13 protein-coding genes are annotated in these 10782 nt (G+C 69.8%); 5 read left to right on the plus strand and 8 right to left on the minus strand.

Features of this window, described 5'->3' with window-relative positions; genetic code table 11:
- Positions 1–351 (minus strand): ROK family protein (locus GUY59_RS43905; RefSeq protein ID WP_161715034.1); only part of this gene is annotated, 351 nt, incomplete at its 3' end.
- Between the two features lie 63 nt (positions 352–414).
- On the opposite strand from GUY59_RS43905, the gene GUY59_RS43910 reads away from it, so the two are divergent.
- The 5 genes from GUY59_RS43910 to GUY59_RS43930 all read left to right on the plus strand — a co-directional run bounded on the left by GUY59_RS43910 (position 415) and on the right by GUY59_RS43930 (position 3888).
- Positions 415–1215 (plus strand): GNAT family N-acetyltransferase, encoded by an 801-nt coding sequence (locus GUY59_RS43910; protein WP_138208554.1) that lies wholly within the window; start codon positions 415–417, stop codon positions 1213–1215.
- A gap of 61 nt (positions 1216–1276) precedes the next feature.
- Positions 1277–2290 carry a phosphotransferase family protein gene (locus tag GUY59_RS43915; protein WP_138208555.1) on the plus strand — a complete coding sequence of 338 codons (1014 nt, stop codon included), beginning with the start codon at positions 1277–1279 and terminating at the stop codon, positions 2288–2290.
- Positions 2291–2382: 92 nt separating this feature from the next.
- Positions 2383–2643 carry a hypothetical protein gene (locus tag GUY59_RS43920; protein WP_132341670.1) on the plus strand — a complete coding sequence of 87 codons (261 nt, stop codon included), beginning with the start codon at positions 2383–2385 and terminating at the stop codon, positions 2641–2643.
- A gap of 57 nt (positions 2644–2700) precedes the next feature.
- Complete coding sequence (locus GUY59_RS43925; protein ID WP_138208556.1) at positions 2701–3552, plus strand: helix-turn-helix domain-containing protein; 852 nt, start codon at positions 2701–2703, stop codon at positions 3550–3552.
- Between the two features lie 69 nt (positions 3553–3621).
- Positions 3622–3888, plus strand: a complete 267-nt coding sequence (locus tag GUY59_RS43930) for a hypothetical protein (protein WP_132341666.1) — start codon at positions 3622–3624, stop codon at positions 3886–3888.
- A 10-nt stretch (positions 3889–3898) separates the two neighbouring features.
- On the opposite strand, the gene GUY59_RS43935 is transcribed toward GUY59_RS43930, so the two are convergent.
- The 7 genes from GUY59_RS43935 to GUY59_RS43965 all read right to left on the minus strand — a co-directional run.
- Complete coding sequence (locus GUY59_RS43935; RefSeq protein WP_138208557.1) at positions 3899–4861, minus strand: ABC transporter substrate-binding protein; 963 nt, start codon at positions 4859–4861, stop codon at positions 3899–3901.
- A 14-nt stretch (positions 4862–4875) separates the two neighbouring features.
- The gene (locus GUY59_RS43940) at positions 4876–5823 is read right to left on the minus strand and encodes an ABC transporter permease (protein WP_138208558.1); all 948 of its coding nucleotides are present in this window, start codon (positions 5821–5823) and stop codon (positions 4876–4878) included.
- The gene (locus GUY59_RS43945; protein WP_161715035.1) at positions 5820–6617 is read right to left on the minus strand and encodes an ATP-binding cassette domain-containing protein; all 798 of its coding nucleotides are present in this window, start codon (positions 6615–6617) and stop codon (positions 5820–5822) included. Before GUY59_RS43945 ends, GUY59_RS43940 begins: the two co-directional genes overlap by 4 nt.
- Positions 6618–6860: 243 nt before the next feature.
- Positions 6861–7295: a DUF7310 family coiled-coil domain-containing protein gene (locus GUY59_RS43950; protein WP_138208664.1), complete on the minus strand. Its 435-nt coding sequence runs from the start codon at positions 7293–7295 to the stop codon at positions 6861–6863.
- Positions 7296–7464: 169 nt separating this feature from the next.
- Positions 7465–8850, minus strand: a complete 1386-nt coding sequence (locus GUY59_RS43955; RefSeq protein WP_252375276.1) for a HAMP domain-containing sensor histidine kinase — start codon at positions 8848–8850, stop codon at positions 7465–7467.
- Positions 8847–9548, minus strand: coding sequence for a response regulator transcription factor (locus tag GUY59_RS43960; RefSeq protein ID WP_138208663.1), 702 nt, complete (start codon positions 9546–9548; stop codon positions 8847–8849). The genes GUY59_RS43955 and GUY59_RS43960 overlap by 4 nt, the downstream gene beginning before the upstream one ends.
- A 62-nt stretch (positions 9549–9610) precedes the next feature.
- On the minus strand, positions 9611–10782 hold a 1172-nt coding region (locus tag GUY59_RS43965; RefSeq protein ID WP_161715036.1), incomplete at its 5' end, for a cytochrome P450.

A 10782-nucleotide genomic window follows, 5' to 3' on the forward strand; every position in this document is an offset into this window, starting at 1 on the left:
GTTCACGGACGTGGACCTGCCCGCGGCGCGGACGTCGTGCCCGAGCGCCACGGGCAGGTCCACGTCCGTGAACGACGACGCCGGCACGTCCCGCCACCCGAACGCGGCCGAGAAGACGGCATGTTCCGCCGTGACAAGGCCGGGCACCGCCAGCCCCACCGCGAGAGGGCGAACGCCCGGCCGGGGGCGGGCGAGGTCGCTGACGAGGGCGGACACGGCCGCGACGACACGCTCGGGGCCTTCGGTGCGGGGGGTGTGCCGCCGCTCGATATGCAGACATGTCCCGTCTCGGGCGACAAGCCCGCCTTTCATGGTGGTGCCGCCGAGATCGACCGCTACAACGCACTCCATCCCTTCATCCTGCTGCAGAAACCCTTTGAGATCTTCCCCGCCCATGCATAAGGATGGGGCGTCATGCGCCGCCTCACCATCGACGACCTCGACGCCTGCATCCATTTGGCCAAGGACCGCGGCTGGCCGCCCGAGGAGCACAAATGGCGCCTGCTGTTCGAGATCGGCGAGCCGTACGGCATCGACGCCGACGACGGCGACGGCCTGGCCGCGTGCAACGTCCTGACCCTCTACGGCGACGCGCACGCCGTGATCAGCATGGTGCTCACCGCGTCCCGCTACACCAGGCGGGGCCTCGCCCGCGCGCTCATGCGGCACGTGCTCGACCGGGCGGGTGAGCGCAGCGTCTTCCTGCACGCCACCGAGCAGGGGCGGTCGCTCTACGAGCAGTTGGGCTTCCGCACGACCGGTCGCGTGGCCAAGCACACGGGTGTCTTCGCGGGCGAGCCCTCGGGCACGACCCGCCCGGCCACCGTCGCCGACCTCGACGCCATCCTGGCCCTCGACGCCGAGGTGTTCGGCATGGACAGGTCGGCGGCGCTGCGGCGGATGTTCACCTTCGGCGAGCAGGTCAGGGTGGCGCCGGGCGGGTTCGGTCAGTGCTGGCGCAACGACGACACCACCGTGATCGGCCCGGTCGTGGCGGACGACGAGAAGACGGCACGCGCCCTGATCGGCGACCTGGCCCTCGACGCGGGCGGCGAGGTGCGGATGGACTTCGACCTCGCCCACGAGTCCATGATCCGGTGGGCGGGCGAGCACGGCATCGGCGAGCCGTGGGAGGTCTCGCTCATGGTGCGCGGCGACGACCTGCCCGGAGACCGCTCACGCCAGTTCCTCCCCTTCATGCAGGCGCTCGGTTGACCGGGTTCCCGGGCCCTGAATAGGGTTTTACCAGAACATCATTCTGGCCGAAGGGCGGCACATGACCTCCACCCACATCGACGTCAGCGCCATCGACCTCGACGAGCTCGACGCGTGGATGGACGAGCAGGGCCTTCCTCCCGGCCCGATCACGGATGTGACACCGGTCCCCGGCGGCACGCAGAACGTCATGGTCCGCCTCGAACGCGGCGGCCGCCCTTACATCCTGCGCAGGCCGCCGCAGCACGCCCGCCGCAAGAGCAACGAGGTGCTGCGCCGTGAGGCCCGCGTGCTGGCGGCGCTGCACGACACCCCGGTGCCCGCGCCCACGCTGGTGGCCGCGCAGACCGCGCGGGAGCCGGTGTTCTACCTGATGGACCCGGTCGACGGGTTCAACCCCTCGACCGGGCTGCCGGAGCCGCACGCCTCCGACCCCGCGATCAGGCACCACATGGGGCTGGAGGCGGCCGCCGCGCTGGCCGAGCTGGGGCGGGTCGATCCGGAGGTGCTGCCGGGGTTCGGCAGGCCGGAGGGGTTCCTCGAACGGCAGGTGCCGCGCTGGCTGAAGGAGCTCGACTCGTACGGCGAGCTCGACGGCTACCCCGGCCCCGACATCCCCGGGTTGAGCGAGACGGCCGGCTGGCTCACCCGCAACCTGCCCCGTGCGTTCGTCCCGGGTGTCATGCACGGCGACTACCACTTCGCCAACCTGATGTTCGCCACCGACAGCCCCCGCGTGGCCGCCATCGTCGACTGGGAGATGTGCACGATCGGCGATCCGCTGGTCGACCTCGGCTGGCTGCTCGCGATGTGGCCGGCCGGCAACGACCACGTGCCGGGGCTGCCGGAGCCGCGCGAGATCATCGCCTACTACGCGGCGCTGTCCGAGCGCGACCTGTCGGCCATCGACTGGTACGCCGTCATGGCCTGCTTCAAGCTCGGCATCGTCCTGGAGGGCACGCACGCGCGGGCGTTCGCCGGCAAGGCGCCCCGGGACATCGGCGACCTGCTGCACGCGACGACGCTCGGCCTGTTCGAGCGGGCTCAGGAGTTCATGCACGGCGCGCTCAACTGACCGGATATCACGATTTCGGAGAAACGATCACATATCGGCCCCCGAGCCATACAATTGCGCGCAATTGCATCTGTTATCGGGGAAGGATCGTCATGCGTATGCGGTTCCTCGGGTCCACGTCAGAGGCGGGCGCCTGTCCCACCCTGTACGAGACCGACCGCGGCACCATCGTCGTCCAAGGCCTCCAGGTCACCGACACCGAGGCGCTCGCCGATCTCCGCGACGTGCTCGACGGCGAGGCCGCCGTCGAGGTGCCCCGCGAGCTCATCACCGAAATCGCCCGCAGGGTTCTGCCCGACGGGTCGGCAACCGCTTTCCCGACCTGCGGAGGAACACCCACGGCTACCGCTTGATCACAATTGCGCACCGCACTGGCATGATCGGCGCAGGCAGGGCTAGCCTCTTGCGGCGTGACGTCCTTTCAGCAGGCGCGCATCGACCTCGGCAGCCAATTACGCCAGCTGCGCGAGACCGCTCGGCTGTCCGGCAAGGAGCTGGCCGAACAGCTTCGCTGGCAGCCGTCCAAGGTCTCGCGCCTGGAGAACGCCAGGCAGACCGCCACCGAGGATGACGTGGTCGTGTGGGCCCAGGCCGTGCGCGCTTCCCCCGACACGACCGACGAGCTGATCCGGCAGGCCATCGCGCTGCTCGAACGGCACGACGACTGGAAGCAGCGCCACCGCAGCGGCCTGGCCGCCCTCCAGGAGGACGTCCGCGACCTCGAGGCGCGCACCAAGCTGTTCCGGGTGTTCGAGCCCGGCATCGTCGTGGGCCTGCTGCAGACCTCCGAATACGCCAGGCACGTGTTCCGCAAGGTCAAGCGCCTCTACAGCGCCGCCGACCAGATCGACGCGGCCGTACGCGTGCGCATGCAACGCCAGGAGATCCTCTACGACCGCACACGCACGTTCCGGTTCGTGGTCTCGGAGGCCACGCTGCGCACCCTCCTGGCGCCGCCCGAGGTGATGCGCGGCCAGCTCGACCGCCTGCTGGCCGTCAGCACGCTGCCGAACGTGGAGTTCGGCGTGATCCCGTTCGACGCCGAGTTCCCGTCCAACCCGGTCAACGGCTTCTGGATCTACAACGATTCCATGGTCGGCGTGGCCACCATGACGAAGGACCTCATCCTGCGCGACCCCGATGACATCGCCTTCTACGTCCGGGCGTTCGACGACTTCGCGAAGGTGGCCGCGTTCGAGGAGGCCGGACGGGAGGTCATCATCAGGGTTCTTCACCATTACCGGCAACAAACCGCATATTAACCGCAGCAATTGCTTGCCCTCCGCGCCAAGATCGTGCAATTCTGTCGCGAGACGTTGCGGAGGTGACGCATGATGCTTGATACCGCGCTCTGCCTCGAGCGGTTCGCGTGGCACGCGGGTCGTCACGCGGACCTGTCGGTGCAAAGCCTCGCATTGGCCAGTGACCCTGCCTACGTGTCGGTCCGCAACCGATTCTCGGCCACCCTCACGGAGACCGTGACCTGCTCCGACGAGGGCGCGTTCATCACCTCATGGGGCTATCGCCTGGGCACCTCCGAGGACGTCGAGTCCGCCGCCGCCCGGCTCGCCTTCCTCCTCGCCGCCCTGCCGGCCTGAGCCGGCCCGGTCAGCACCCCGCCTTGTAGAGGATCCTCTGCACCTCCGGCTCGTCGACGTTCTCCTCCGTGACGATCGTGGCGTCCGTCGGGATCGACGCCGTGACATGCTGTCCCTTCACCGCGGCGACCGCCTGCTCGACGCCCTTGGCGCCGATGTCGCCGGGCAACTGCGCGACCAGAGCCTGGACCACGCCGTCCTTGAGCTGCTTGACCTGCGCGGGGCCCGCGTCGAAGCCCACCATCTTGACCTCGCCCAGCTTGCCCGCCTGGCGCAGGGCCGAGCCGGCGCCGGTGGCCGAGTTGAGGTTCGCCGCGAACACCCCGGCGAGGTCGGGGTCCTTCGCCAGCGCCGCGTTGACGATCCTGGACGCCTCACCGACGTCGTTGTGCGAATACTGCACACCGAGATGGGCGATGTCCGGATGGTTGGCCTTGATCTCCTGCTCGAAGCCCTTGATGCGCGCGTCCACGGTGCTGACGCCGGGGTCGGTGGAGATGACCAGCACCTTGCCCTTGCCGCCGATCTGCTCCGAGAGCGCCTGGGCCGCCGCCGCGCCGCCCTTGACGTTGTCGGTGCTGATCCTCGACAGCCCGATGCCGTCGTCCTCGACCACCGTGTCCACGAGGATGATCTTGATGCCCTGCTGCTTGGCCTGGGTCAGCGGCGCGATCATCGCCTTGACGTCGGTCGGTGCGATCAGCATGGCGTCCGGCGCGCTCGCGGTCACCGAGTTGACGATCGGCGTCTGCAACGTCGGGTCGAATTTCTGCGGTCCCTGCACGTCGAGCGCCACACCCAGCTCCTGGGCCTTGGCCTTCGCGCCGCAGGCCATCGTCTCGTAGAACTCCTCCCCCGCCAGGCCCTGCACGAGAGTGACCCTGGTCTGTTCGCCGCCGCCCGCGTCGCTCCCCTGCCCGCCGCAGGCGGTGATCAGGATCATCGCTGCGAGAGCCGCCGTGATCTTGCGCATGGTGGTGCCTCCTCCTAAGGGTCGCGGGACCTGCGCCTCCACTGGTCGACGTAGACGGCGGCGACGAGCACCGCGCCCACCACCACCTGCTGCCAGAACGGCCGCACCCCGAGAATCTGGAAGCCGTTCTGCAGCACGACGGGGATGAAGACGCCGATGACCGTGCCGGCCACCGTCCCGACCCCTCCGAACAGGGACGTCCCGCCGATCACCACGGCCGCGATGGCCTGGAGATTGTCGGTGGAGTGCGCGGACACGCCGGTGATGCCGTACTTGGCCAGCGACAGGCAGCCGGCCAGGCCCGCCAGCAGGCCCGCGAGCCCGTACACCTTGACCAGGTGCGCGCGCACGGCCACGCCGCCGCGCCGGGCGGCCTCCACGTTGGAGCCGATCGCGTACGTGTGGCGGCCGAAGCGGGTACGGGCGAGCATGAGCGCGAGAACCGCGGTGATGGCGGCGCAGATCCACACGATCACCGGCACGCCCAGCCAGCGGGCAAGGCCGAGCCCGAGGTTCAGCTCGGTCGGGGCGCGCAGGTCGACGCCGCCGGTGAGCAGCAGCGCGCCGCCGAGCGACATGCCGAGGGTGCCGAGCGTCACGATGAGCGCCGGGATGCGCCCCATGGCGACCAGCACGCCGTTCAGCACCCCCCAGGCCAGCCCCGCGACCAGGGCGGCCACGGTGCCGAGAACGAGCGACCCGGTGGCCTCCATGACCTTGGCCGCGGACACGGCCGAGAACACCAGCACCCCGCCCACCGACAGGTCGATGCCCGCCGTGATGATCACGTACGTCATGCCGGTGGCGAGCAGCAGCAGGATGGCCGCGTCGCTGACCAGGTTGAGCAGGTTGAACGAGGTGGGGAACGTACGCGGCGCGAGCAGCGAGAACGCCACCACCAGCCCCGCCAGCACCAGGCCGATCCACACGACCTGCGGGGCCCCGAGCCGGAGGTGCCTCATCGCTCGCCTTCCTCCACAGCCGCGGCCCCCAGGTCGGGTTCGTCCTGTTCGAGTGCGCCCGTCATGGCGCCGACCAGGTCCTCCATCGACACGCGCGCGGTGTCCAACCTGGCCACCCTGCGGCCCAGCCGCAGCACCTCCACCCGGTCCGACACCGCCATGACGTCCTGCATGTTGTGGCTGATGAGCACGACGGCCACGCCCGAGTCGCGTACGTTCCTGATCAGGTCGAGCACCCGCCGCGTCTGCACCACGCCGAGCGCCGCGGTCGGCTCGTCCATGAACACCGCCCGCCGTGCCCACCCCACCGCCCTGGCCACCGCAACCCCCTGCCGCTGCCCGCCCGAGAGCGTCGAGACCGGCGCGGTCTCCGACTTCAGCCGTACGCCGAGCCGCTCGCACGCCTCCCGGGTCTCGCGCCGCATGGTGGCGTTGTCCAGCACGCCCAGCAGGCCGAGCAGGCCAGGCCTGAGCCGTTCCCTGCCGAGGAAGTAGTTGGCGGCCGGGCTGAGCTCGGCGCAGAGCGCGAGGTCCTGGTAGACGGTCTCGATGCCCGCGCCCCTGGCCTCCTCGACCGAGCCGAACGCCACCGGCCGGCCGTCGATCTCGATCGTGCCCGAGTCGGGCCGTTCAACGCCGGAAAGAATCTTCGCCAGGGTGGACTTCCCCGCGCCGTTGTCGCCGATCAGGGCGACCACCTCGCCCGGTCGCGCCGTGAAGTCCGCACCACGCAGTGCCTCCACGTGGCCGTAGCTCTTCACGATCCCGCGGGCGGCGATCAGTGGTGCGCCCATAGCACCATCAAGGATGCCCCTGACATCGTTGTCAAGCCCGGAACCGCATCGAGAGCCCAGCTTGGTCCTTCGGTGTCCTGAACGGCCGCCCGCCGCAGCAGCGCGAGAAGGCCCTACGGCACCGGGGGCCCGCCCGCCGGCAGACGTCCACTGAGCCGGCGCGTGGCGCAACGTCCCGCCGAGGTCGCGAACACACGAAAGGGCGGGTCCACGACGCTTGCGGACCCGCCCTTCGGGAGGGGATCAGTTCACGTCGAGCTTGCGCTGGATGGCGACGAGGATGTTCATCATCTCGAGCTGCGTCCCCTGCAGCCCGTCGACCTTGGCGTCCAAGGCGTCGACCTTGGCGTCGAGAGCGTCGACCTTGGTCTCGAGCGACCCCACCCTGACGTCCAGAGCATCGACCTTGGTCTCGAGCGACCCCACCCTGACGTCCAGAGCATCGACCTTGGTCTCGAGCGACCCCACCCTGGCATCCAGGGCGTCGACCTTGCTGTCCAGGGTGTCGACCTTGGCGTCGAGCGTGGTCACCTTGCCGTCGACGATCTTGACGCGGGAACCCACGCCGTTGATGCGCTCGGTGAGCTGCTGCCCCAATTCCATGCGATCCGCCCGAATGTTGACGAACTCAGTGGCCAACTCGTTAGCGAGTTTGACAGCCGCGTCCTTGTAGCTCAACTCGATCTCCCCTACCGTTGGAGGTAGGGACCGGGGATGTGAAGGATCTCCGGTCCCGTTCTTTTGCCAGGAGAGTACATCGCCGAGCGCCGCCGACGAAATGGATCCGAAGAAAGTTTCCCCTGGTCAGGTGCCATTTGCGGCATAAATTCGGACCTGTCTGAATAAATTAGCCGGAAGTATTCTGCCGGTCGTCATTCAGCCCGTTATATGGCCTTGTATCCGACCGTCGATCGGGAGTTCCCGGCAGATCCATAGTGGCGATCGCGCCGCCGCCCGGCGCGTTCTCCAGGCGTACCGATCCATCCGCCTCCGCGACCGCCTGCGCCACGATCGCAAGCCCCAGCCCCGACCCGGGAAGCCCGCGCGCCGAGGGCGAGCGCCAGAAGCGCTCGAACACGTGCGGCAGGTCCTCCTCGGGCAGTCCTGGGCCGTGGTCGCGCACGGTCAGCCGGCCGCCGCGCAGCCTCACCTCGACCTGCCCGCCGGGGCTGAACTTGCCGGCGTTGTCGATGAGGTTGAGCACGGCACGTTCCAAGGAGGCGGCGGCGCCGACGACGTACCACGGGCGGAGGTCGGTGACGACCTCGGCGCCGCGCAGCCGGGCGCGTTCCACGGCGGCGGTCACCACCTCGTGGAAGGCCAGCTCGACGTGCGGCTCGTGGTCGGCGTCGCCCCTGGCCAGTTGGAGCAGGTCGCCGACGAGCGTGGACAGCTCGGCGAACTGCGCCTTCACGTTGACGAGGAGGCGTTCCTTGGCGCCCGGGTCGAGACTGCGGCCCGTCTGCTCGCTGCGCAGCAGCAGGTCGATGTTGGTGCGCAGGGTGGTGAGCGGGGTGCGCAGCTCGTGGCCTGCGTCGGCGACGAGCTGCTGCTGGCGTTCGCGGGATCCGGCGAGGGCCGCGGTCATGGCGTTGAAGGACGAGCTGAGACGGGCGATCTCGTCGTTGCCCTTGACGGGGATGCGGGTGCCCAGGTCCTCGGTCTGCGCGATGTGCTCGACCGCCTTGGTGAGCTCCCCGACCGGGCGCAGCCCTGTGCGCGAGATGGCCAGGCCCGCCCACGCGGCGCCGAACACGCCGAGGGCCGCGACGGCCGCCAGCGCGAACGCCGTGTTCCGCAGCGTGCGCCTGGTGTGGTAAAGCGGCGCCGCCTCCAGGACGGCGGTTCCGGGCGAGAAGTTCGAGATCACCACGCGGACCGGCTTGCCGTCGCGGGTCACGCCGTCACGGCAGATCGGCTCGCGGCGGTCGGCCACCAGAGTCAGATCCTCCTCCGTCCACACGATGGGAGCGCCGAGCGAGCACGTGGTGCCGTCGGCGCGCAGCAGCATCGCCATGCCGGCGTACTCGTCGGACGAGCCCTCAGGGGTGCAGTGGTGGAGAAGGAAGTCCCTGTCGCCCGACTCCTCCGGGTCCATGATGGTCTGGTCGAGCTGCTTGATCAGCTGGTTCTGGACGATGAACCACGACATGCCCGCGCACACCGTGATGGCCAGCGCCACGGCCACCGTGACGAGGAGGGTGAGGCGGGACCGCAGGCTCCCCCGTCTCACGGCGCCGCTCTCAGCACGTACCCCACGCCGCGCACCGTGTGGATCACGCGCGGCTCGCCTGCGGCCTCGGTCTTGCGCCGCAGGTACATCACGTAGACGTCGAGCGAGTTGGACGTCGGCTCGAAGTCGAACCCCCACACCTCGCTCAGGATCTGGTCCCTCGTCAGCACCTGGCGCGGGTGCGCGAGGAACAGCTCCATCAGCAGGTATTCGGTCCTGGTCAGGTCGAGCCTGCGGTCACCGCGCGTGACCTCCCTGGTGGCCGGGTCCATGCGCAGGTCGTCGTACGTGAGCACGCCGCCGGTCTCGGCGGGGCCGGCGTTGAGAGCGCCGCGCCGCAGCAGCGCGCGCACCCTGGCCAGCAGCTCGTCCAGCTCGAACGGCTTGACGAGGTAGTCGTCGGCTCCCGCGTCGAGCCCGGAGACCCGGTCGCCGACCGCGTCGCGGGCGGTCAGCATGAGGACGGGGATGTGGTTGCCGGCCGCCCGCAGCCGGCGGCACGCGGTCAGCCCGTCGAGGCGCGGCATCATGACGTCGAGCAGCACCCCGTCGAACGAGTCGCTCGCCAGGGCCTCCAGCGCGGCGTGCCCGTCGCCGGCCGTGGCGACCTTGTAGCCCTCGAACTCCAGGCTCGACTGCAGCGCCTCGCGCAACGCGGGCTCGTCGTCCACCACCAGCAACCGTGCGGGCTCACTCATGTTGCAAACGCTAGAGGTTCATCATGAAAAGGTGATGAACGCCCTCGTCTCTTTTCCGAGGATCACCACGCCACGGGCAGCGCCTTGAGACCGAAGATGGGGCTTTCGTGCTTGACGGGCACGTCCTCGTCGGCCATCGCGACCCGAAGCCCGGGCAGGCGTTCGAACAACGTGCGCAGCGCGATCTCCAGCTCGGCCCTGGCCAGGTTCTGGCCGAGGCACTGGTGCACCCCGTAGCCGAAGGCCACGTGGTGGCGGGCCGAGCGGCCGATGTCGAACTCGTCCGGCCGGTCGAACGCGCGCTCGTCCCGGTTGGCGGAGGCCCCGAGCACGAAGATGCCCTCGCCCTTCCCGACGAGCTGCCCGCCGATGTGCTGGTCCTCGGTGGCCACGCGGTCGAACGCGACCCAGTCCGCGATCGAGTGGTAGCGCAGCAGCTCCTCGACGGCCATGGGCCACAGGCCGGGGTCGGCGCGCAGCGCGGCGAGCTGGGCGGGGTGGCGCAGGAGCGTCAGCGCGGCCAGCGGGATCATGTTCGCGGTGGTCTCGTGCCCGGCGACGAGCAGCAGGAACATCACGCCCACGATCTCGTCTCGGCCGAGCTCTCCGCCGTTGATCAGCCGGCCGAGCAGGTCGTCGCGGGGGTCGGCCTCCGCCTTGGTGACCAGCGCGTCGAGGAACTCCCTGATCTCCATCACCGCGACGTGACGCGCCTCGCGGTCGTCGATGGCCGCGATCATCGTGCGGGTCCGTGACTGGAAGAACTCATGGTCGGCGTACGGGACCCCGAGCAGCCGGCAGATGACCAGCGAGGGCAGCGCCAGCCCGAACGCCTCCACCAGCTCGGCCTCCGGCCCCTTGGCGAGCATGTCGTCGATGAGCTCGTCGGCGATCTGCTGGATGCCGGGCCGCAGCTCCCGCATCCGCCTGACGGTGAACTCGGGGATGAGCAGCCGGCGGAACCTGCCGTGCTCGGGCGGGTCCAGGTCGATGAAGTGGCCGATGGCGAACTTCTCCATGGCCGCGTCCCGCTCGGGGGCCGGAGGCTCGGCACTCAGCGCGCCGCTCGGATGGCCGGGGGTGGCCGGGTTGGTGCTGATGCCCGTGCCCGAGAGGACCTGCCGGGCCTCGGCGTGCCGCGTGACCAGCCAGGCCTCCCCGCCGGGCAGCGTGGCGCGGACGAGCGGGGCCTGCTCCCGCATGCGTGCGTAGGCGGGTGGGGGCGCGTACGGGC

This window comes from Nonomuraea sp. K271, from assembly GCF_009908215.1.
GTDB classification, from domain to species: Bacteria; Actinomycetota; Actinomycetes; order Streptosporangiales; family Streptosporangiaceae; genus Nonomuraea; species Nonomuraea longispora.